The following is a 22,638-nucleotide window of genomic DNA, read 5'->3' on the forward strand; positions in this document are numbered from 1 at the left end:
GACTTATTTACCACCGTCATTTTCTCCAAGGAGAAACTTCTCAGATAAATCTGGGTTGTCTTGATGGATTTATGGCCTAATAACTCGCTGATCATCTCAATGGGGACATTTTGCTCCTTCAATGCCATGGCAAAAGAATGACGGATCGTGTAGGAAGTCACATCCGACGCTATTCCCGCAACCTCCTTCAACATCCTCAAGTTCCGGTTAAACCGGGACAAGGCCGCATTGTATTCGAGATATGCCTCATGGCCGTTCTTCGTCCCACTTAAAAAGGGAAATAAATAGCCGGAGCCTCCACCCCTCTCACCTGCCAGCTCCTTATACATAGCCTCCGCCGTATCCAAGACCTCCAACCGCATAGAGGTCCCGGTCTTCTGGCGATTGTAATCCAATATGCCGTTCTTGATATTACCCCTATTCAAATGGGCGAAATCAACGAACGACATCCCCCCATATTGAAACATCAAGCAAAGCGTCAGCTGTGTCTTCCTCAACTTCTCTCCTTTTACCGGGACAGTCATCAGGCGATTCAAATCACCCAGAGGCAAGGATTTCTTGCGCTGGCTTTCCACACCCGTAAAAACCCCCTTGAATAATGAAGGGATAAACGCCGCCTCACCATTCTCCACCGCCTTGTTATAGATACAACGCAAACGGCATACGTGGAGACCGTATTACGCATGCAGCCTTTCTCCAACAAATAAGCCTCGTACCGGCGAAGAGTATCCTTATTTATATATGTATATGGGATACGATCCGTCCCGCTATACCGTATAAAAGAGTTCATCGCATCCTGATAACTTTTCGCCGAGGAATACCGTCCTTCCTTTTGTAACAGACTTATATACTCTCGCATCCCTTCCACCAAATCTTTCTCATCCATATCTCTCTATTTTAAATTCCAACTGAAAACAAACACGCGAAATTAGACATCCTGACAAATTATATCTTTTGCGGCAAGTTGTTTTATTGACGAATAGCCACTATATTTGTACGTTGTTTTAAACAGAGTACAGACTAAATTAAAAAGTAAAGCATATGCACAATTGGTTTGAATGTAAGGTCTCTTACGAGAAAATGCTGGAAAATGGCATGCAGAAAAAAGTAACCGAGCCTTACTTGGTAGACGCCCTGTCTTTTACGGAAGCGGAAGCTCGCATCATCGAGGAGATCCGCCCCTTCATCACGGGTGAATTCACGGTAACAGACATCAAACGAGCTCGTTTATCCGAATTATTCTTCAACGAGAATGGTGATCGGTTCTATAAGATCAAGGTTTATTTTATCACGTTGGACGAGAAGAGCGGAGCGGAAAAGAAAACCGCCGCACAAATGCTTGCCCAAGCCACTACGCTGAAAGAGGCCATCGCCGTATTGGAAGATGGAATGAAGGGTACATTGGCGGATTATACCATCGCCTCGGTAACGGAAACCCAGTTGATGGATGTATTCCCATTCGATGCGAACAGTATTCCCGGCGAGAAGAAAAGTGGCGAGGAACTGATAGCGGAGCAAAAACAACAAGCTGAACAAAGAGGATAAAAACATGAGTATCGCTCAAAACATAGTACAACTGAAAACGTCGCTCCCGCAAGGGGTGACGTTGGTTGCCGTCTCTAAGTTTCACCCGGTGGAGGCTCTATGGGAGGCTTACAACGCCGGACAGCGGGTGTTTGGCGAAAGCAGGGCACAGGAACTGAGCGCCAAGCAAAAAGTACTACCTGAGGATATCGAATGGCATTTTATCGGCCCGTTACAAAGCAATAAGGTAAAAGATATCGCTCCTTTTATTCATTTGATCCATAGCATAGACTCCTTGAAGCTTTTGGCTGAGGTGAATAAACAAGCGAAAAAACACGACCGCACGATCCGGGTATTATTGGAGATCCATGTGGCGCAAGAGGAATCCAAGCACGGACTCAGTCCTGAGGAATGCAAGGAGTTGTTGCGTGACGAGTCCTTGGCCGAATTCCAGCATATTCGTATTTGCGGATTGATGGGCATGGCTACCAATACCGATGATACGGGGTTGATACGGGAAGAATTCCGCAAGATCCATGATTTATTTATCGAACTGAAAGAGACGCTCTGTAAAGATAATGTCGATTTCAAGGAGATATCCATGGGGATGAGCCACGATTACCCGATCGCTATCCAAGAAGGAAGCACCTTGATACGGGTGGGTACCAGTATCTTTGGCGAACGGGAATATTAAAGTAATTATTAAATCTAAATATAGGCAACATGATTGACATTAAAACCCAATATGCGGGGTTAACACTTCGCAATCCGATTATCGTAGGGAGCTCCGGACTCACCAATAAGGCGGAACGTAACAGGGATTTTGAGAAAGCAGGTGCTGGAGCTATCGTATTGAAATCTCTTTTCGAAGAGCAGATCGAGATGCAGAGCGAGGCTTTGATGCAAGACTCCGATTACCCCGAAGCGGCGGATTATATCCGTGGTTATGTAAAGGCGAATCAAGTAAATGATTATCTGGAACTGATCAAGAAGAGCAAGGAATTATGTACGATCCCCATTATCGCCAGCATCAATTGCTATAAGGCGGACGCTTGGATCGACTTTGCCCGCCAAATTGAGTTAGCGGGAGCGGACGCTTTGGAATTGAACGTGTTCTTCATGGAAACCGAACTGACCGAAGATTTCGAGAGTATCCGGGATACGTATGTCAGTATCATCCGCAAGGTAAAAGAGACCGTATCGATTCCGGTTATCATGAAGATCGGAAAGAATTACAGCAATATTCCTTCGCTGGTTAATTTGTTGAAAGTAAACGGTGCTGATGGTGTCGTGCTATTCAATCGTTTCTACCAGCCGGATATCGACATTAATAATATGCAGATCGTTTCGGGTAATGTATTTAGCAATCATTCCGATTTGAGTGACACGATTCGCTGGACGGCTATCGTATCCGGAAAGATCCCGGGAATCAGTATCGCTTCCTCTACCGGTGTGCATGATTGGGAAGATGTCGTTAAATGTCTATTGGCCGGCGCTTCCGCCGTACAGATGTGTAGCGCTGTCTATACACATGGAGCGGAAATCATCTCCCAAGTATTGACTTGCGTGGAAGAGTGGATGCATCAGGCACATTACCAATCCCTTTCCCAATTCCAAGGCAAATTGAATTACGCCAATATCCCGAACCCGGCGATGTATGAGCGTTCACAATTCATGAAATATTTCTCCAACAGAGATTAAAAAAAATACCTAGTAGTAGAGACGGGGCGTGCCCCGTCTCATCCCAGCTAAATGGTAACTTAAAGATACTATTCAGACGGTGATGAGACGGGGCACGCCCTGTCTCTACTATAGGGTAATATACAATAGTCTTAATTATTTTCTACTAGAAAGTATTTTTATTAGAAAATAGTTATATCTTTGCATCATCAAACAAGTTATAAAGAAATATGGAACCAATTTGCGCCATAAAGGATATCTATAAGATACTGTACCAGTTCGAGAAAAATTTCTCGGAAGTACATGCTATCACCATCAACGAGGCCATGTTGCTTTGTTGCTTAAAGGATAATGAGGCAAAGTCGGCAGGAATGATTTGCGATTATATCGGTCTTTCAAACTCCCGGGTCTCAAAGGTGATCACCTCTGTCGAGAACAAGGGGTTTATCCGCAGGAACATCAATAAAGAGGATAAGCGGCAAATGTTTTTCTCGCTCACCCCAAAAGGGAAAGAGAAAATACAACAGATGATGCAGGCCGAGCTAAACATGGACAGCCTGTTCAATCAACTCAAGGAATACATACAAAAGGGATGAATCCCTTTTTTTAACTAATTATTGTCTACTAACAAATATGTATAATATAAATTAAATATAAACGGATATGAAGTACTTGATTATTGGAGGTGTAGCCGGTGGAGCTACCGTAGCAGCCCGGCTGCGTAGGATGGACGAGAAAGCGGAAATCATCCTTTTCGAACGTGGAAAATATGTTTCTTACGCAAACTGTGGATTACCTTATTATATAGGAGACACGATCAACGACCGGAATAAATTATTCGTACAAACCGTGAAAGGCTTCACGGATCGATTCCGCATCGATATCCGTACGGAGCAGGAAGCAACCCGAATCCTTCCCGAATCCAAGCAAGTGGAGGTAAAGAAACTCGGCACAGGAGAAACCTACACGGAGACTTACGATAAACTAGTGCTCTCTCCCGGTGCGGAGCCTTTGCGTCCACGCATCGAAGGAATCGAGAGTAAAAAGATATTCACGTTACGTAACGTGCCGGATACGGACACGATCAAGAATTACGTGAACACGGAAAAGCCCCGTACCGCCGTTGTTGTAGGGGGTGGTTTCATCGGCTTGGAGATGGCGGAGAATTTGCATGAGCTGGGTGTCCACGTCACCGTCGTGGAAATGGCTAACCAAGTGATGGCACCCCTCGACTATTCCATGGCCGCTATCGTACATCAGCAATTGATCGGCAAGCAGGTAGGCTTGATGCTGGAAGATGGCGTATCTCGTTTCGAGGAGACTTCCAGAGGCGTGACCGTTCATTTGAAAAGTGGGAAGCAGATCCCGGCGGATATGGTTTTATTGAGTATCGGTGTCCGTCCGGAAACCCGATTGGCCAAGGAAGCGGGACTTACGATCGGAGCACTCGGCGGTATCGCTGTCAATGAATATATGCAGACCTCGAACCCGGATATTTATGCGTTGGGAGATGCCGTGGAAGTACGCCACCTCGTGACAGGCAAACCAGCCTTGATCCCATTGGCGGGTCCAGCGAATAAGCAAGGACGTATCGTAGCCGATAATATCGTATCCGGCAATAAGGAAACTTATGACGGGACGATGGGAACCTCTATCGCCAAGGTATTCGACTTGACGGTCGCCACGGCGGGAGCTAACGCTAAGCTGTTGAAACGGGAAGGAATCGCTTATCAATCCTCCTATACGCATGGAGCCTCGCATGCGGGATATTACCCGGGAGCCGTGCCTTTATCGATCAAGATATTGTTCGCGCCGGAAGACGGACGACTGTTAGGGGCGCAAGTCGTAGGTTTCGGAGGCGTAGACAAACGGATCGAGATGTTAGCGCAAGTTATCCAGCGGAAAGGTACGGTCTATGACCTGACGGAGTTGGAACATGCGTATGCTCCTCCTTATTCAGCCGCTAAAGATCCCGTAAATATGGCCGGGTTCGTAGCGGAGAACCTACTTACGGGAAAAGCGAAAGCGATCCAGTGGAGAGAGATCCAGAACTTATCGCCAGATACCGTACGTATCGATGTCCGTACCCGTGACGAGTACAGCTTAGGGACAATCCCCGGCTTCATCAATATCCCGGTTGATGAGTTAAGAGAACATTTGGCGGAACTGCCCAAGGATAAACTGATCGTAGTGACTTGCGCCGTTGGATTAAGGGGCTATTTGGCTTATCGCATCCTGACTCAAAATGGCTTCACGAATGTCCGAAACCTATCCGGTGGTTACAAGACTTGGAGTGTAGCGACAGCAAAGATCAAGAATGAGCCGGCCTGCGCACCTTGTTCGTCCGAAGCTGTTTCTGATAAGGCATCTGGTAAAAGTAGCTCTTGCAAATCGACTCCGGCAGCTACAGCGATTAAGGTAGACGCTTGCGGATTAATGTGTCCGGGACCGATCATGCAGTTGAAAAAGAACTATGAGAACTTGCGGGAAGATGAGTCATTGGAAATCACCGCAACAGATCAGGCTTTCGGAAAAGATGTCTCTTCATGGTGCAAGATAACCGGGGCAGAGTTAGTCTCTCTGGAAAATAAGGGAGGCACGATCGCCGCCACGGTACGAAAAAAAAAAGCTGAATGCAAAATAGCGACAGGTGGTAATAGTGCCGACAACAAGACATTGATCGTTTTCAGCGATGACCTCGATAAGGCGTTGGCCTCATTCGTCATAGCGAACGGGGCTGCCTCCACCGGAAAGAAGGTGACTATGTTCTTTACTTTCTGGGGACTTAACGTGATTAAGAAACGGGAAAAACCTGCCGTATCAAAAGATATCTTCGGCAAGATGTTTGGCTGGATGCTTCCAGCAAATAGCGAAAAGCTGAAACTATCTAAAATGAATATGGGTGGAGCCGGCAGTTGGATGATGCGCCTTATCATGAGGAAGAAACGGATCGACAGCTTGGAAAGCCTTATGGCACAAGCCGTAGAGAATGGTATCGAGATGATCGCCTGCACGATGAGCATGGACGTAATGGGCGTCAAAAAAGAAGAACTGATGGATAACGTTGTCCTAGGAGGCGTAGCCACCTATCTGGAACGTGCGGAAGACGCGAACGTAAACTTATTCATCTAATTCATTCAAAAAAATATCCCAGCATACCCACAATAAGGACAATGCTGGGATATTTTATATAAATGATCTGATGCTTATTTAATCATATCAAACCCAGTGTAAGGGATCAACGCTTTCGGGATGCGGATACCTTCGGGGGTTTGGTTGTTTTCCAATAAGGCGGCTACGATGCGAGGTAAAGCCAAGGCACTACCATTCAAGGTATGGCAAAGTTGCGTTTTCTTATTCTCGTCACGATAGCGGCATTTCAAGCGGTTGGCTTGATACGTATCGAAGTTGGACACGGAGCTAACTTCCAACCAGCGTTGTTGTGCCTCGGAATACACCTCGAAGTCAAAGCAAAGGGCAGCCGTGAAACTCATATCACCCCCACAAAGACGAAGGATGCGATACGGCAACTCCAACTTCTGAAGTAATCCCTCCACATGATTCAACATCTCTTGGTGAGATTGCTTAGAGTGCTCCGGTTTATCGATCCGAACCAACTCCACCTTAGAAAATTCGTGCAAACGATTCAAACCACGTACATCCTTGCCATAAGATCCGGCCTCACGACGGAAGCATTGTGTATAAGCGCAATTCTTGATCGGTAACTGCTTCTCATCCAGAATGACATCCCGGTAAATATTTGTCACGGGCACCTCCGCTGTCGGGATCAAATAGAGGTCGTCTACCTCGCAATGATACATCTGTCCCTCCTTATCTGGAAGCTGTCCCGTACCATAACCGGAAGCCGAGTTCACCACCGTAGGCGGCATGATCTCCAAGTAACCGGCGTCACGGGCCTCATCCAAGAAGAAGTTGATCAACGCACGTTGCAAACGAGCGCCCTGTCCTTTATAGACCGGGAAACCTGCTCCCGTGATCTTAACACCCAGATCGAAATCAATCAAATCATATTTCTTCGCCAATTCCCAGTGCGGAAGAGCGTTCTTCGGAAGTTCCGTTTCCATACCTCCCATTTTCTCTACCACATTGTCCTCGGCGGAGGTACCCTCGGGCACCTCATCGTAAGGTACGTTCGGGATCGTATAAAGTAAGTTCTGCAGCTCCTCGGCAGCCTGATCCATCTCAACCTGCAAAGCCTTGCTCACCTCCTTGATCTCGGAAACATGTTTCTTAGCGGCCTCCGCCTCTTCCTTCTTGCCCTCTTTCATTAATTGTCCGATCGACTTCGAGGTTGCGTTTACCTCCGCTAGGTTCTTATCTAATTGATTTTGTGCGATACGTCTTTTATCATTCAATTCCAACACTTTATCGATGCTTTCTTTCGCACCCTTAAAATGTTTCTTTTCCAGTCCACGGATTACGGCATCCGTGTTTTCAGTGATTAATTTGATTGTCAACATATTCTATTTATGTTTAATAGTTTTTCTAAGACGCGAATTTAGTAATTTTATTTTACCCGACCACCCGTTAACCAAGTTCTTGTATAATAAGGTTCGCTAAGGCTACTTACCATCACGCCGCTAGAAGTACTGGTATGGATGAAGCGCCCATTTTTCAAGTAAATCCCCACGTGATTCGGAACGCCACGCTTCCCGCCACGGCCCGTCTTGAAAAATACCAGATCTCCTTCCTGCAATTTGGCACGACTCACTTTCTTGCAATTATACTTCAGCATATCCGCCGAGGAACGAGCCAGCTGCTTTCCGTATACCTCCCGATAAACGATCGATACGAAACCGGAGCAATCCACGCCCCGTTTCGTGCTCCCTCCCAATTTATGACGTACACCCAACCAACGGGCCCCCTCGTTGTACAAGAATATATTATCTTCCGGTGTGATACGTACCCCATATAAGCGAGCCAACTCCTTCGGTCCCTTGAAATCGGCGGGCAAAGCTACTTTTTGTTGTTTTTTGCTACCGCACGAGGTCAGACATATAAGCAGGATAAAGATCCGGATAAACCCTAAAGGAATGCTATTCTTCATATCGTTTTCTCTTAATTAAGGCACGAATATACACATAAAGTTTAGAATGCCCATTATAAGGTTCCTACAATGGGCATTGTAAGGTCGTTAGAATGCCCATTGTAAGGAGCTTTGAATGGGCATCCAAGTTCAAGAAGGTTGAGCAGCTTTCAGATAAGCGTTGAACGCCTCTTTGTAGGCATCCGTCACGTGGATGATCTCCTTCCCGATATAAACGCAATTATTCCGGTCGACGGAGCGGATCTTATCCAACGCCACGATATAAGAACGATGGACCCGCATAAAGCGACCGGAAGGCAACATCTCTTCCATGGCCTTCATCGTCACGTGGGTGATAAGCGGACGGGCCTCCCCTTCCAGATAGATCATCACGTAATCCTTCAAACCCGTCACGTATAATATCCGGGAGATTTCCACCTGCCGCAACTGGCTATCCACCCGCACGAAAAGGCTACCTCTCTCCTCCTTCACGCTACTCATCTCAAACCATTGGCGGGCCTTCTCCGCAGCTCCGAGAAACTTATGGTATCGGATGGGCTTCAGCAGGAAATCGAGGGCATTCACCTCATAGCTATCAAAGGCATACTCCTTAAAGGCGGTCGTGAAGATCACCCTCGTACCGGGGGGCACCATGCGGGAGAGGTTCAGCCCGTCCAGATCCGGCATCTGGATATCCAAGAAAAGCACGTCCACCGAAGACTCACGCAACGTGGAGAGTGCCAGCACCGGATCATTGAAGGAAGCCGCCAGCCTCAGATAAGGCGTACGGCTTACGAAGTCCTCCAGCATCTTCACCGCCAAGGGCTCATCGTCTACGATCATGCAAGTCAGTGTTTTCATAAGCAGTCTCGAAGTGTTATTTGAACAAAGTAACTATTTCCCCGGAGCGCTTGATCATATCGGTAACGACCGGGATAAGCCAGATCCAGCCTACGCCTCAGGTTTTCCAACCCGATCCCCGATCCGCTACGGTTCACATCCGGTTTCGGATGGTCGCTATTCTCGCAGGTAAAAACAAGGTCATCTCCTTCCGCCTTGAAACGAATACGTACGAACGACGACTTACGGCTATTCACGCCATGCTTGAATGCATTCTCTATCAAAGAAATAAACAAGAGCGGAACGATCCTCATCGGTTTAATCGGAATCTGCAAATCTACTTCCACGGTAGCCAACTCATTGCAGCGCAATCTCATCAGCTCGATGTAATTATTCATGAACTCGATCTCGCCTTCCACCGGTACCAGCTCATGGTTCGACTCATAGAGCGTATACCGCAGCAAATCGCTCAATTGCCCGATACTTTCTTGCGCCGTATCTTGGTCTATCTGGACCAAGCTGGAAATATTATTCAAGGTATTAAAGAGAAAATGCGGATTCAACTGGTTCTTCAGCCAAGCCAGTTCCGCCTCGGCGTTTTTCTGCCGTTCCTCTTTCAAACGCATCTGCATATCGCCCCAGCGTACGATATAACGGAACCCCACGGCACATCCAATCACTAGCAAATGTAAGAAGAACGCTCCGAAAGCGACCATATACATTCCCGAACGCCATTCGTCCGGGAAATCCGCCTTAGGAGAAAATATCCATAGGTTAGCCCCCGTGATCAATAGCAAATTCATCAAACCAAAGAGCATCTTCCGATCCCGATAAAGCAAATAGGGAACCAATACATAGAAATTAGCGGTGAAAACAATAGCCAACGGAGTAATGAATCCCGTATTAATCTTCCACACCTCGAAAGCCGAACTCGGATTAAAGCGTATGAAAAAATCGATCGCAGGAGGAATCAGCCATAAGGTGATCCACAATAAAGCCTGTCCTCCCGCCAATATATAATCTTGCCTCGTGAATTTCATAATACCGTTTTTTATAAAAGTAAGCGAATCTAACGCCTGCGCCTATGAACGCAAGCGTTTATTCGACGAGTGGCAGGGTCGCTTTAGACGAAAAAAGAATTATCGTTTCTGGATACGAGCCGCATAGCCTCCACCGGGAGCCATACGGATCTTTAATTTGCGATCTGTCGGGACTGGGATTACCTCTTTCTTATAATCACGGGCAGCACGATCGGCATTTATGCCATCCTTGAATAATTCCAAAGTATAATCACCTTCGCCCAAGAAAGACAGGTCTAAATCCAGCTCCCTCGGCGTCCAGTTGGTCAATGCCCCGATATACCAATCATTACCATGACGGCGGGCGATCGCTACATACTCGGAGACCTTTCCATCCAATGAGACCGTCTCATCCCAGATAGTGGGAATGTTAGAGATAAACTCCGTACATTCCTTTTCCCTCCTGTAATTAGACGGGGCATCGCACAACATATTGAAAGGAGACTCGAAGATCACGTAAGTAGCCAACTGGCGGCAACGGGTTCCTTGGCTCATCGGCTCCGAGTTTACCGGGCGATAATTACCTTTAACGGCGTTACGCATAGCGCCTTGCGTATAATCCATCGGGCCAGCGATCATACGGATGAATGGGATCGTGACATCGTACGTCACCATATCGTAAGACTCGGGAGACCATTTCAGTTGCTCCAAGCCATTCACACCCTCATAGTTCAATACGTTCGGATAGGTCCGTTGAAGACCTGTCGGCTTGAATACGCCATGGAAATCCACTAGCATCTTATATTTAGCGCATACCTCGGAGGCCTCATAAATAAAGTTCACCATTTCCTGATCGTCACGATCCAAGAAATCCACCTTGAAGCCTTTCACGCCCATATCCGAATAATGCTTCACGACATTCTCCATATCACGGGCGAAAGCCCAATAACCCGCCCAAAGGATAATTCCGACATTCTTGGACTTACCGTAATCCACCAATTCTTGAAGATCGATCTCCGGTATTACTTGCATCATGTCCGCTTGCAGGTTCACGGCCCAGCCCTCATCCAAGATTACGTACTCGATGCCATGCTCGGCGGCGAAGTCGATATAATATTTATAGGTGGGATTATTGATTCCGGCACGGAAATCCACACCGTATAGATTCCAGTCGTTCCACCAATCCCAAGCCACCTTACCCGGCTTGATCCAAGAGATATCGTTTACCCGGGAGGGAGAAGCCAGACGGTAGACCATATCGCAATCGGCCAACTCCTTATCATTCTGGGAGATTATAAACGCACGCCAAGGGAAAGAACGGGTTCCGGATGTTTTGGCGATATAGTTCTCACGCTCTTTCACCAACATCTGTAACTGATTATGGCCGCCTTGCTCCTTCACTTTCGGATAAGGCGCATGAACCGCTTTCAAGGAAGTTTTTCCCGTCTCGTTATTCAAGAACATCCCGGGAAAATCCTCCAGATCGGCTTCCGTGATACAGACCTTGCGACCGTCTCCCAGATCCACCAAAAGAGGCAGGATCTTCAGGCGTTTATCATTTAGGCTAGAGATCGTCTCGTTTACGTAGGGCTGCTCGAAGGAGTTGAAGAATTGCTCCTCGAACGTCGGCTTCGTACTATTCACGTAAGCGGTGAATGTCTTATAATCCGAGGGGAAGTTATAGACGGCCTCCTCGTCGGCGATAACGATCGGTTCCTTTCTTTTCGTCGTGAAACGGTAAGCGACTCCATCGTTATACACCCTAAAAACCAGCCCGTAGTTTCCCCGGAACGAGATTTGCATCTCATTATAGATATCCTTTACTACGTCCTTCTTATAGAACGGAGAGGGTATTTCCTTGTCTACCGAGGTCTTCGTCACTTTCAAGACTTTCGGGTTAGCACCAAGTACCTCACCTCCTTGTAAAGTCATAGATACGGTAGAATTCATCACCTCCGAATGATCCTGTACGATAGCGAAAGTGACTTTATCGGCTACCGTAACCTCCACCTTTATATCCCGGTTCGGAGACTGGACTTGGTAATTCTTCTGGGCGATCGACGGGATAGCGCCCATTAAAAAGAGAAAAGCAAATAGAATGTTTTTACTCATGGTTTATTGATTTAAGTTTGTTTATGAATACAAATATATATTATCTTTGTCATATTCATAACAAAAAACAAATAATACCGAAATGATGAGACTTCACAAAATCCTCTTAACGCTCGTATGTTTCACGGTTCTCTCCGCTCACGCACAATGGAAATGGCTCAACCCGCTCGAATGTGGATTCCCTGTCATACAAAACCAAGGATGGACCGAAGAGATCGGAGACCGTTACGTTCGGCTTCCCCAAAGAGCCGAAGGCAAGGTACGTAAACCCGTCTGGGATTTATCGCGCAACTCCGCCGGGTTGGCGATTCATTTTTTCAGCAACGCCCCTGAACTAAAAGTACGCTATCAAGTAAGTGGACCGCTGAATATGCCACATATGCCCACGACAGGCGTATCCGGTGTAGATCTATATAGTATCGATAGCGATGGCCAATGGAGATTTTATTTCGGCGGTTATCCTTCCGGAGATACGCTTCAATATCATTATACGAACATAGGCAAAGATATGTATCATGACAGGGGCTATGAGTTCCGCCTCTACCTGCCTCCTTATAATACGATAAAGTGGTTGGAAATCGGCGTGCCCGAAAACGATGAGCTTACGTTTATCCCCGTATCGCCCGAGAAACCGATTCTTTTATACGGAACCTCGATCGCCCAAGGCGCATGCGCCTCTCGCCCGGGCATGACTTGGGGCACGATCTTGCAGCGTTCTCTGGGATATCCGCTTATCAACCTAGGCTTCTCCGGTAACGGACGTTTAGAGAAAGAGGTATTGGATTTTATTTGTGAGATAGACGCACGCCTTTATATCCTTGACTGCCTGCCCAACCTCACGCCAAAGAGCAAAGATGAGATCACGCAACTCGTATCGGACGCAGTCAAGCAAATACGTGCCACCCACTCCTCTCCGATCTTATTAGTGGAGCATGCCGGATATAGCAACGCACTCGCTGACGATACGAAGTTACAAGATTATACACGCATGAACGAAGGAGCTAAAAAAGCATTCGAGGAATTGCAGGCACAAGGGATAAAAGATATCTACTACCTTACACGAGAAGAGTTGGGACCGCACCCGGACGCTTGGGTAGATTACGTCCATCCTTCCGACTGGGGCATGGAAACACAGGCGAACGCCGTAGAGCGGAAAGTACGGGAAATATTACGCATCCCCGAAGGTAATCTCTCCACTACACAGCCTGTCACCCAGCGCCGGGAACCCAATAATTACGAATGGCAAAAACGTCACCGGGATATTCTCTCGCTGAATCAAAGCAACCCGCCTCGACGGGTGATCCTAGGTAATTCCATCACGCATTTCTGGGGAGGAGAGCCCAAAGGACCGTCCGTGCGAGGTATGGAAACATGGGAGAAAATCATGCGTCCGGCTGGATTCCACAATCTCGGATATGGTTTCGACCGTATCGAGAACGTACTTTGGAGAGTCTATCATGGTGAATTGGATGGATACAAGGCTGAGGAAGTAGTATTGATGATCGGCACGAATAACATCGGAATCAACAATGACAACGAGATCGTGGAAGGCATTCGTTTCTTGCTTTCCGCCATCAAGCAACGGCAGCCGGAGGCCAAGATCAAGGTAATCGGCATCTTGCCCCGCCGCAACCAAGAAGAACGGGTAAGGAATCTCAATCTCCGCATCCGTCAAATGGTCGAGACCGGATGGTACACGTTCAAGAACCCGGGTACGAAGTTGCTTCAGGAAGACGGCAAGATAAACGAATCCTTATTCTCAGACGGATTACACCCGAACGAGGAAGGCTATAAACAAATCGTGGACGAGATCGCCCATTAAGCGATAGTCCCTTTACTCACGAATCAATCCGAGCAACATACGCAACGCCGCCTCTGCCGACAAGCGAATGTTCTCCATACGAGGATTCTCCCCGAAATGATAGCACTCGGAGAGAATCCTCTCCTTATAAGCGGCCGCAATCCATACCGTTCCCACCGGTTTCGAGGGAGTCCCGCCTCCCGGCCCGGCGATCCCGGAGGTAGCGACGGCACAATCACATCCCAATACCCGCATAGTTCCACGGGCCATCTGCTCCACGACCGGCTGGCTTACGGCCCCGAAAGTGTTCAAGTCCGCCTCGGAGACACCGAGCACATGATGCTTCACCTCATTGCAATAGGCTACCACGCCCCCGGTGAAGTATTCCGAGCTGCCCGCCATGGAGGTTATCATGCTGGCAATCTTTCCGCCTGTACAACTCTCTGCCGTACCCATCATCAGGTGTCCTGATTTGAGTGCGTCCGCTACTTCTAACTCTATTGGTAAATCATCTACTTCCATTGTTATAATGATACTAGGAGTTTCATTATGGGAAAACAATAGTTTCATTAGGAAGAAACTTTTGTTTTCCCTAGAAGAAACTTTTGTTTCTCTATAGTAAAACTATTTTCCTATAAGACAACCCTAGAAAAAGGAGCGGCATCCATCGGACAGAACTCCTTATCCATATACTTATAATATCCCGTGATAGCTACCATAGCGGCGTTATCCGTGGTGAACGAGAACTTCGGGATATGCACTTTCCAGCCATAACGTTTGGCGTGATCCAAGAATGCCTCACGCAAACCGGAATTGGCCGATACACCTCCGGCGACGGCTACTTCCTTTATATGCAAATCCTTCGCCGCCTTACGCAATTTACTCATCAAGATATCGATTACCGTAGCTTGCAAGGAAGCGCATAGGTCTCGCTTGTTCTTCTCGATAAAATCCGGATCATCTTTCAAATGATCACGCAAGGTATATAAGAAGGAAGTCTTCAGGCCACTGAAGCTATAGTCATATCCGGGGATATGCGGCTTGCTGAACGTAAAGGCATTCGGATTGCCCTCGTTCGCCAAACGATTCACGACTGGGCCACCGGGATAACCCAGTCCCATCACCTTGGCGCATTTGTCGAAAGCCTCTCCCGCTGCGTCGTCGATCGTCTGGCCGATCACCTCCATATCATTATAAGCGTTCACCTTTATGATTTGCGAGTTACCGCCCGAAACCAACAAGCAAAGGAAAGGAAACGAGGGAGCATGGTCATCGTCCGGAGTCTCCTTGATAAAATGAGCCAACACGTGAGCCTGTAAATGATTGACCTCGATCATCGGGATATCCAAGGAAGCGGCCAACCCCTTGGCGAACGAGGTCCCGACCAATAAAGAACCCATCAAACCCGGCCCACGAGTAAACGCCACGGCACTCAACTCGGACTTATCGATGCCGGCACGCTTGATGGCCTCGGCCACTACCGGAATGATATTCTGCTGATGGGCACGGGAAGCCAACTCGGGGACAACCCCGCCATAGGCCTCATGAACGGCTTGACTGGCTATTACGTTGGACAGCATCACGCCGTCCCGAATCACGGAAGAGGAAGTGTCATCGCAAGAAGACTCGATTCCTAATATTGTTATACTCATATCTTCGTCTTTTTTTCCGCGAATTAACGAAATCTATCGCGATATTGTTGTAGATTTGCGCTAAATAAATAGAAAAGATATCAGAGGACTTAAATACATAATCATTACCCTACTTACGTTATTCTGGATATTCTATGCGCTGCCGGGCATCTTGCTGAGAATCCCTTACATTCAAACCCAAGTCTCGGAAGTAGCCACGACCCAATTATCCAGCCATCTCGGTGTGCCCGTAAAGATAGGTAACGTGGATATCGAATGGTTCAATCGTCTGGTACTGGAAGGGCTTTATCTGGAAGACCAAGACGGGAAAGTCATGTTCGAGGCGAACCATGTGGCGGCGGGATTCGAGATCATGCCGTTACTGGAAGGGAAGTTTGTCTTCACGACGGTACGCTTGTTCGGTTTCTCCTTCAACCTACGAAAACATACGCCTGAAAGCCCCTTGAACCTGCAATTCGTCATCGACGCTTTCGCCAGCAAGGATTCGATAAAGAAAGAGAAGAATATCGATCTCCGTTTCAACTCCATCATGATCCGAAGAGGTAATTTCAGCTATAACGTGGATAGCGAGAAAGAGACCCCGGGAAAGTTCAACGCCAAGCATATCGATATCAAGAACCTGAGTGCCAAGATATCCCTCAAGGCTTTTAACAAGGACAGCGTGAACGCCCATATCAAGAAGATGAGTTTCGACGAGGCGTCCGGTTTCTCCTTGAATAAGTTATCGCTGAACGTGGTCGGGAACCGGGATAGCGCTTTCGTGCAGGACTTCGAGGTACGCTTGCCGCAGACAGACTTGAAGATCGGCCTTGCCCGGATCGATTTAAGCGAGATCGATAGCCTTCCCGCTCTCTTGAACAACGCTCCGATCGATTTGAATATAACGCCTTCGCAAATCTGCCTGAAGGACTTATCCCCTTTCGTTCCGGCATTCAAGAACTTCGCCGACACGATTGAGTTATCGGCCGAGGCAAACGGCTACATCAATAATTTTAACTTGAAGCGCCTCACCTTGAAGTATAGCGATAAGATGCTGTTTATCGGCCAGATGGAACTGAAAAACATCACCCATCCCGAGGAAACGTATCTTTTAGGGAAGGTGAATAAGATGTATATCACGACAGACGGTATCTCCAGTCTGGCCAATAACTTCAATGAGCGTCCGAAGAATCTCCCGGCCCCGGTCATCAAATTGGGGACGATCAATTTCACGGGCGAGATATCAGGCTTTTTTGATAACCTAGTCGCTTTCGGAAAACTATCGTCTTCCATCGGCTCCATACAGACAGACTTGATATTCGGTAGCAACAAGGATAAGAATATAGCCGCTTACCTACGGGGACGCATCGCCTCCAGTAACTTGCGGCTCCATGAGTTATTTGGCGAGAATAATCCTTTCGGGGAGGCTCGCTTCGACATCAATATCGATACCCGTAGACCTGTTGGCGGAAATTTCTCCGGAAATATCCAAGCACAAGTCAAGGAGTTCGATTATAAAGCTTATAAATACAAGGATATAAATCTTTCCGGTAATTTCAAGAAGAGTAGTTTCGATGGGACTATCCATGTAAACGATCCCAATGGCGAGTTATACGCCCAAGGTATCTTCCAGCACCAAGGGCAAAACTCCTTGTTTAATTTCACCGCCCGCCTCGATCATTTCCGGCCGGACCGATTGAACCTGACGGACAAATATGAGGCGCCGAATATCTCCTTGGCTTTAAACGCGGATTTCACCGGAGATAATATCGATAATCTGGAAGGTAGCATCACGTTGGACAGTCTTTCTTTCGAGACCACTCCCAGCAGCTTCTTCCTTAAGAAATTCGAAGTAGTTGCCTCGGGGCATAGTCTCGACCGGCAATTAACCATAACGTCCGATATCTTGAATGGAGAGGTCACCGGGTCTTACTCATTCAACACGCTAATCCCCAGCCTTATGAATACGTTCAAGGGATATGTGCCAGCCTTGATCAACACGACCCAGAAAAAACAAATCGTGAAGGAGAATAACTTCGCCCTCCTATTAACGATCGAGAATACGGAAGCGCTTTCTACGACATTGAAACTACCGTTCACGATGGTGCAACCCGGACGGATCACGGGACATTATAATAATATTTATAATAAGTTCCGTATCGAGGCGTGGCTTCCGAAGTTCAATCTCGGGAAATCCATGTTCGAATCCGGCTACTTGGTTTGCGACAATCCGAACGATAAGGTAAACCTCCAATTAAAAACGATTAATTACAACGACAAGGGACTGCGTAATTACCTTGATCTCAAGGCAGACGCTAAAGACAATCTGGTGAATACCATGATTGGGTGGGCGAATAATAAAGAGCGGTTATTTAAGGCCGACATCTCCGCCTCTACCCTTTTTGTCGAGGAGGAAAGCGAGAAAGGGCCGGCCAAGTTACGTACGGAAGTCACGTTGAATAAAAGCCCCCTCATTATTAAAGACACGCTCTGGACCATCAATCCGGCGAATATAACAATTCGTGAGGGCAAGATCGGTATCGAGCATTTCCGGGTAGATCATGAGACCCAGTATTTATCTATGGAAGGGACGATCTCGAAAGATCCGGCAGATACTTTATTGGTAGACTTGAAGCAAATAGAGCTGAGTTATGTCTTCGACGTATTGAATATCCCAGTCTTGCAATTCGGGGGTGAGGCGACCGGTAAGTTCTATGTGAACGACTTATTCAATAGCCGCATGCTAAATACGGATCTGGAAGTAAAGAATTTCTCATTCAACCAAACCCCCTTGGGTCGCCTCAATCTCTTCAGCGAATGGGACGACGCACAGAAAGGTATCCTTATGCTGGGAAGCATCTACAAGAACGACAGCACTTGGACGGATGTGAACGGTTATGTATTTCCAGTCGGGCCCAATGCGGGGCTATCCTTGTATTTCGATGCCAATGATATCAATCTGGCCTTCTTGCAACCCTTTGTCGATACGGTCATAAAGAACTTGCAAGGCCGGGGATTCGGAAGTATACATTTGCACGGCCCCTTTAAGGAGCTGAATGTCGAGGGAGATGCCTATGTCATGGATGGAGGGGTAGGCGTTGATTTCTTGGATACGTATTATACCTTCTCCGATTCCGTCCACCTTGACTCTACGTCCGTCAATTTACGGAATATCACGGTCAAGGATCAATTCGGCAACTCCGGAAAAGTCAGCCTTAAGTTCAATCATCTGCATTTCCGGGATTATAGCTTCCTCGTAAACGTGCAGGGTAATAAGATGTTGATGTATAACGCCAACCAGAAAAAGAATCCGCTGATCTATGGAACGGTATTCGCCAGCGGAACGGCGCAAATCAAGGGCAACGGTAAGTTGATAGACTTTGATATTAACATGAAAAGCGAACCTAAGACTGCTATTTATCTGGACTTCATGAATAATAACTCGGCTACGGACTATGATTTTATCACGTTCGTCGATAAAAGCAAGTTGGCCGCTAACGTAGATTCCACGTCCACACACCCATTGAATATCGTACACGAGACAGACGAGGGAGCCGAGCTACGAATGAACTTCCTCCTTGATATCACACCCGATGCCGATATAGAGCTAATCATGGACCCGATAGCGGGAGACCGTATCAAAGGAAACGCCAGTGGAAGTTTACAAATACAATATGGAACAAGAAGTGATCTTCGTATGTATGGCGACGTGAATATCGTACAAGGAAACTATAATTTCAGCTTACAGCAAATCATCCATAAAGACTTTAAGATCAGAGACGGTAGCACGATCAATTTCCGTGGCGATCCCTTTAATGCCCATATGGATATCAATGCGATCTACAATCTGACCGCAAATATCGGAGACTTGGATCAGAGTCTCTTACAAGAAAGTTCTCGAACAAACATACCCGTCAATTGCGTCTTAAACCTTGAAGGCGCATTGCGCAGCCCGTCTATTTCCTTCGACTTAGAATTTCCGAACTCTAACGAGGAGTTAGAGCGTCAAGTCAAAGCGTTTATAGACACAGAGGATATGATGACCCGGCAAATCGTTTATTTGTTGGTGTTAAATAAATTCTATACACCCGAGTATGCCCAAACGACTTACAAGTCTAGCGAGTTAAACGCCGTGGCTTCATCCGCTATCTCAGCGCAATTATCCAATCTGTTAGGTAGTTTCACGGATAAAGTGCAAATAGGGACAAACATACGAGCGGGACAGGACGGTTTCAAGGAAGACACGGAATACGAGATGATATTATCCAGCCAGTTGCTAAACAACCGCTTATTGATCAATGGTAATTTCGGTATGAGAAATACGGTTACTACAGGCAAAAATAACACCTTTATCGGGGAGTTCGACCTAGAATATAAGTTGACCCCCTCCGGTGAGATCCGGCTAAAGGCTTATAACCATGCCAGAGATATGTATTTCGGCCTGAAGCAAGCATTAACCATACAAGGTGTAGGAATCATGTACCGGAAAGACTTTACAAATTTCTCTGAGATTTTCAGAAGAAGAAAGAGACCTCTTTTACCCTTGATTCCCAAAGACTCTACGAATGTCCCTCCCGTAGTCAAAGACTCAACAAATCTTTCACTGCCGACTGATAAGAAGTAAGGGAAGTACTTTTCAAGACTTTCTTGCGAAGCCTTTTATCGGCCTCCGGCAAAAGATAATCCCAGATTGTCTTCATTTTGGATAATACCTGATGCTCGCCACCTTCCAACCGGGCAGCATATTCATCCATCAACGACTCATGGAACATGACTAGTTTATCCCGCCTCTCATTCACGGTCAAGACCTGTCCGGACACAAACTCAGTGGCCAGCCAAGGAGAGGCCAATAACCCTCGTCCTAGCATAAGCCCGGCAAGCCCCGGAAAACGCACCTTTATACCTCGGATATCTTCCAGCTCCACTAAATCTCCATTATAATATAAAGGAAGTTTACATTCCTCATAAAAACAGGAGAATCCATCCCAATCGATAGCTCCTTTATATTGCTGTATCCCTAACCGGGGATGCAAGGTTATATGCTTCAAAGGTAACTTATTTAATAAGGACAGAAGCACGAATGACTCGTCCGCACACTCCCACCCCAAACGCATTTTCACAGAAAAAGAAATATCCGGGAACTCCTCAATCGTACGTAATAAATACTCGGCCTCTTCCTTGTACCGCAAAAGTCCCGAGCCTCTATGGGCACGGACCTGCATAGGGAAAGGGCATCCTAAATTAATATCCGCTTCCCGGTACCCATTCTCTTGGAATAAACGCACGATCGACCGAAACTCGTCTGGTGTGGAAGCGATCAATTGCGGTACGACATGTACCTGCCTATTTCTATCGCAAGCGATATCCTTCAAGTCCTTATTCCGGAAACCACCTTTCTCTATCCTTACAAAAGGAGTATAATAGGTATCTACGCCCCCGAATACTCGGGTATGCGCCTCTCTATAAACCGAATCCGTATATCCTTGCAAAGGAGCGAAATGAATGACTGCCATATCAAGCGAAGATTTCCATGAAAATCGATCTCAATTGACTTTTTGCCAACTCAAAGTCTTGGGGTGCCCCCAACTCCATAGCCAAAGAGGTAACGCCTTTATCCGTAAAGCCACAAGGGTTGATCAATGAAAAGTAACTCAGATCCGTATTTATATTCAAAGCAAAGCCATGCATCGTAACGAACCGGCTGCTTTTCACACCAATCGCACAGATCTTACGGGCACGCCCCGGTACTTCAGGGTCTAGCCATACACCCGTCGCCCCTTCCAAACGTTCCCCTTTCAAGTCGTAAAGCGATAGGAAACGGATGATCGTCTCTTCCAGCATATGGATGTATTGTTTCAATCCCAGATTCCAATATTCCAGATCAAATACCGGATAACCGGTAATCTGTCCCGGCCCGTGATACGTTATATCCCCCCCTCTGTTTATATGGTAAAACGAGACCCCTCGTTCCCGTAAAGTTTCCTCGGGGATAAGCAAATTAGAGTCCTTGCCACTTTTACCGATCGTCAAGACCGGTAAATGCTCACAAAAGAATAATTGATTATCCTCTTTCTTTCCCGTTGCCTTCGCATCCAATAAGACCTCGAAAGCAGCTGTCTGATATTCTAACGCATCGGCATAAGCGATTCGTCCCAAGTCATGATAACGGAAGCTCTCCATTTCTTTCTTTTTTTAACCTTTCCGGTACCGGGATCAACTTGCCCGGCACCATATCCCATTTCTACTTTTATCAGTTTTCCCATTAAGGAAATTATTTTCGCTTGTCGTTTCAGCATATAAGGTGACGGTTTAGCAGAATTAAACTTCCGGGGATTTGGAAGTGTGGCCGCTATCAAGGCTGCCTCGCTTTTGGTCAATTGGTAGGCATGCTTACCGAAATGAGCCTCCGCTACCGCCTCCGCACCATAGATGCCCTCCCCCATCTCTATCGAGTTCAGATAGACTTCCATAATACGTTCCTTTCCCCATATCCATTCGATCAAGAAGGTAAAATAGACCTCGATGCCTTTCCGTAAATAACTTTTCCCCGGCCAAAGAAATACATTCTTAGCGGTCTGCTGGGAAATCGTGCTGGCACCTCTCACCCTTTTACCTTTCTCGGCCTCGGCCCGTGCCTTCTGGATTTGTTCCACATCAAAGCCATTATGCTCCATGAACAGGTTATCCTCCGACGCTATGACCGCTTGAACCAAAGGCTGGGCGATCTTGGATATAGGAACCCACGTATGATCGAGTTTCATTTTCTTCCCATCCTGATGCTGCTCATACATACGAATAAACATCAATGGCGTATAATATACGGGTACAAATTTATATACCACTACCGCCAATATACTGGATACAAACAGGAAGATCAACAGATTCCTGCACCAGATCCATATCCGTTTTACCAGAGGTGCTACCATATTCTTCTATTTGGAGAGACAAACTTACATAAAAAACTCGATTTTTATGCAAGTCAAA

At 46.9% G+C, this 22,638-nt stretch carries 17 protein-coding genes and 1 pseudogene; 7 read left to right on the plus strand and 11 right to left on the minus strand.

Annotation, left to right across the window (positions count from 1 at the left end; translation table 11 throughout):
• A pseudogene (locus tag DWX33_RS21445) lies at positions 1–886 on the minus strand (tyrosine-type recombinase/integrase); the annotation flags it as partial.
• Between the two features lie 155 nt (positions 887–1,041).
• On the opposite strand from DWX33_RS21445, the gene DWX33_RS21450 reads away from it, so the two are divergent.
• The 5 genes from DWX33_RS21450 to DWX33_RS21470 all read left to right on the plus strand — a co-directional run bounded on the left by DWX33_RS21450 (position 1,042) and on the right by DWX33_RS21470 (position 6,336).
• A complete protein-coding gene (locus DWX33_RS21450; RefSeq protein ID WP_005855722.1) occupies positions 1,042–1,545 on the plus strand; it encodes a DUF4494 domain-containing protein in 504 nt (167 codons plus the stop codon).
• Positions 1,546–1,549: 4 nt separating this feature from the next.
• The gene (locus DWX33_RS21455) at positions 1,550–2,218 is read left to right on the plus strand and encodes a YggS family pyridoxal phosphate-dependent enzyme (RefSeq protein WP_022193158.1); all 669 of its coding nucleotides are present in this window, start codon (positions 1,550–1,552) and stop codon (positions 2,216–2,218) included.
• Positions 2,219–2,247: 29 nt separating this feature from the next.
• A complete protein-coding gene (locus tag DWX33_RS21460; RefSeq protein WP_005855718.1) occupies positions 2,248–3,225 on the plus strand; it encodes a dihydroorotate dehydrogenase-like protein in 978 nt (325 codons plus the stop codon).
• A 209-nt stretch (positions 3,226–3,434) separates the two neighbouring features.
• A complete protein-coding gene (locus DWX33_RS21465) occupies positions 3,435–3,800 on the plus strand; it encodes a MarR family winged helix-turn-helix transcriptional regulator (RefSeq protein ID WP_005855716.1) in 366 nt (121 codons plus the stop codon).
• Positions 3,801–3,867: 67 nt separating this feature from the next.
• Positions 3,868–6,336 (plus strand): FAD-dependent oxidoreductase, encoded by a 2,469-nt coding sequence (locus DWX33_RS21470; protein ID WP_122144489.1) that lies wholly within the window; start codon positions 3,868–3,870, stop codon positions 6,334–6,336.
• A 74-nt stretch (positions 6,337–6,410) separates the two neighbouring features.
• Here the strand turns inward: DWX33_RS21470 and serS are convergent, their stop codons facing one another.
• The 5 genes from serS to DWX33_RS21495 all read right to left on the minus strand — a co-directional run bounded on the left by serS (position 6,411) and on the right by DWX33_RS21495 (position 12,222).
• Positions 6,411–7,685: a serine--tRNA ligase gene (gene serS / locus DWX33_RS21475; protein WP_009276314.1), complete on the minus strand. Its 1,275-nt coding sequence runs from the start codon at positions 7,683–7,685 to the stop codon at positions 6,411–6,413.
• Positions 7,686–7,732: 47 nt separating this feature from the next.
• Entirely contained in the window at positions 7,733–8,272 is a 540-nt protein-coding gene (locus DWX33_RS21480; protein WP_005865414.1) for an NlpC/P60 family protein, read from the minus strand.
• Positions 8,273–8,401: 129 nt separating this feature from the next.
• On the minus strand, positions 8,402–9,112 hold the full coding sequence (locus DWX33_RS21485; protein WP_005865412.1) for a LytTR family DNA-binding domain-containing protein: 711 nt from the start codon (positions 9,110–9,112) through the stop codon (positions 8,402–8,404).
• Positions 9,109–10,131 carry a sensor histidine kinase gene (locus DWX33_RS21490; protein WP_122381014.1) on the minus strand — a complete coding sequence of 341 codons (1,023 nt, stop codon included), beginning with the start codon at positions 10,129–10,131 and terminating at the stop codon, positions 9,109–9,111. Before DWX33_RS21490 ends, DWX33_RS21485 begins: the two co-directional genes overlap by 4 nt.
• Positions 10,132–10,230: 99 nt before the next feature.
• Positions 10,231–12,222, minus strand: coding sequence for a glycoside hydrolase family 97 protein (locus DWX33_RS21495; RefSeq protein WP_122381015.1), 1,992 nt, complete (start codon positions 12,220–12,222; stop codon positions 10,231–10,233).
• 82 nt (positions 12,223–12,304) lie between these two features.
• On the opposite strand from DWX33_RS21495, the gene DWX33_RS21500 reads away from it, so the two are divergent.
• Positions 12,305–14,044, plus strand: coding sequence for an SGNH/GDSL hydrolase family protein (locus DWX33_RS21500; RefSeq protein ID WP_121961306.1), 1,740 nt, complete (start codon positions 12,305–12,307; stop codon positions 14,042–14,044).
• Positions 14,045–14,056: 12 nt separating this feature from the next.
• Here DWX33_RS21500 and DWX33_RS21505 read toward each other — a convergent pair whose 3' ends face one another.
• Both DWX33_RS21505 and tsaD read right to left on the minus strand, forming a co-directional pair.
• The gene (locus DWX33_RS21505) at positions 14,057–14,593 is read right to left on the minus strand and encodes a CinA family protein (RefSeq protein WP_005855698.1); all 537 of its coding nucleotides are present in this window, start codon (positions 14,591–14,593) and stop codon (positions 14,057–14,059) included.
• A gap of 62 nt (positions 14,594–14,655) precedes the next feature.
• Positions 14,656–15,675: a tRNA (adenosine(37)-N6)-threonylcarbamoyltransferase complex transferase subunit TsaD gene (tsaD, locus tag DWX33_RS21510; RefSeq protein ID WP_005865403.1), complete on the minus strand. Its 1,020-nt coding sequence runs from the start codon at positions 15,673–15,675 to the stop codon at positions 14,656–14,658.
• 139 nt (positions 15,676–15,814) lie between these two features.
• Here tsaD and DWX33_RS21515 point away from each other — a divergent pair, with 139 nt between their 5' ends.
• Entirely contained in the window at positions 15,815–20,278 is a 4,464-nt protein-coding gene (locus tag DWX33_RS21515; protein ID WP_122381016.1) for a translocation/assembly module TamB domain-containing protein, read from the plus strand.
• Here the strand turns inward: DWX33_RS21515 and DWX33_RS21520 are convergent.
• Genes DWX33_RS21520 through mtgA form a run of 3 tightly spaced genes read right to left on the minus strand, consistent with a single transcriptional unit; the run spans position 20,235 to position 22,580 of the window.
• A complete protein-coding gene (locus DWX33_RS21520; protein WP_122381017.1) occupies positions 20,235–21,167 on the minus strand; it encodes a tRNA-dihydrouridine synthase family protein in 933 nt (310 codons plus the stop codon). The two genes, DWX33_RS21515 and DWX33_RS21520, sit on opposite strands and share 44 nt — an antisense overlap.
• Position 21,168: 1 nt before the next feature.
• Positions 21,169–21,834 carry a lipoyl(octanoyl) transferase LipB gene (lipB, locus tag DWX33_RS21525; RefSeq protein ID WP_057329183.1) on the minus strand — a complete coding sequence of 222 codons (666 nt, stop codon included), beginning with the start codon at positions 21,832–21,834 and terminating at the stop codon, positions 21,169–21,171.
• Complete coding sequence (gene mtgA, locus DWX33_RS21530; protein WP_005865395.1) at positions 21,780–22,580, minus strand: monofunctional biosynthetic peptidoglycan transglycosylase; 801 nt, start codon at positions 22,578–22,580, stop codon at positions 21,780–21,782. The genes lipB and mtgA overlap by 55 nt, the downstream gene beginning before the upstream one ends.
• Positions 22,581–22,638 lie beyond the last annotated feature (58 nt).

The organism is Parabacteroides sp. AF19-14 (assembly GCF_003635485.1).
Lineage (GTDB): Bacteria > Bacteroidota > Bacteroidia > Bacteroidales > Tannerellaceae > Parabacteroides > Parabacteroides distasonis.

What these genes read in the sequence shown, in the direction of transcription:
- DWX33_RS21450 (WP_005855722.1), top strand. Translation starts at nt 1,042, where the DNA reads ATGCACAATTGGTTTGAATGTAAGGTCTCTTACGAGAAAATGCTGGAA.
- DWX33_RS21455 (WP_022193158.1), top strand. Translation starts at nt 1,550, where the DNA reads ATGAGTATCGCTCAAAACATAGTACAACTGAAAACGTCGCTCCCGCAA.
- DWX33_RS21460 (WP_005855718.1), top strand. Translation starts at nt 2,248, where the DNA reads ATGATTGACATTAAAACCCAATATGCGGGGTTAACACTTCGCAATCCG.
- DWX33_RS21465 (WP_005855716.1), top strand. Translation starts at nt 3,435, where the DNA reads ATGGAACCAATTTGCGCCATAAAGGATATCTATAAGATACTGTACCAG.
- DWX33_RS21470 (WP_122144489.1), top strand. Translation starts at nt 3,868, where the DNA reads ATGAAGTACTTGATTATTGGAGGTGTAGCCGGTGGAGCTACCGTAGCA.
- serS (WP_009276314.1), bottom strand. Translation starts at nt 7,685, where the DNA reads ATGTTGACAATCAAATTAATCACTGAAAACACGGATGCCGTAATCCGT.
- DWX33_RS21480 (WP_005865414.1), bottom strand. Translation starts at nt 8,272, where the DNA reads ATGAAGAATAGCATTCCTTTAGGGTTTATCCGGATCTTTATCCTGCTT.
- DWX33_RS21485 (WP_005865412.1), bottom strand. Translation starts at nt 9,112, where the DNA reads ATGAAAACACTGACTTGCATGATCGTAGACGATGAGCCCTTGGCGGTG.
- DWX33_RS21490 (WP_122381014.1), bottom strand. Translation starts at nt 10,131, where the DNA reads ATGAAATTCACGAGGCAAGATTATATATTGGCGGGAGGACAGGCTTTA.
- DWX33_RS21495 (WP_122381015.1), bottom strand. Translation starts at nt 12,222, where the DNA reads ATGAGTAAAAACATTCTATTTGCTTTTCTCTTTTTAATGGGCGCTATC.
- DWX33_RS21500 (WP_121961306.1), top strand. Translation starts at nt 12,305, where the DNA reads ATGATGAGACTTCACAAAATCCTCTTAACGCTCGTATGTTTCACGGTT.
- DWX33_RS21505 (WP_005855698.1), bottom strand. Translation starts at nt 14,593, where the DNA reads ATGAAACTATTGTTTTCCCATAATGAAACTCCTAGTATCATTATAACA.
- tsaD (WP_005865403.1), bottom strand. Translation starts at nt 15,675, where the DNA reads ATGAGTATAACAATATTAGGAATCGAGTCTTCTTGCGATGACACTTCC.
- DWX33_RS21520 (WP_122381017.1), bottom strand. Translation starts at nt 21,167, where the DNA reads ATGGCAGTCATTCATTTCGCTCCTTTGCAAGGATATACGGATTCGGTT.
- lipB (WP_057329183.1), bottom strand. Translation starts at nt 21,834, where the DNA reads ATGGAGAGCTTCCGTTATCATGACTTGGGACGAATCGCTTATGCCGAT.
- mtgA (WP_005865395.1), bottom strand. Translation starts at nt 22,580, where the DNA reads ATGGTAGCACCTCTGGTAAAACGGATATGGATCTGGTGCAGGAATCTG.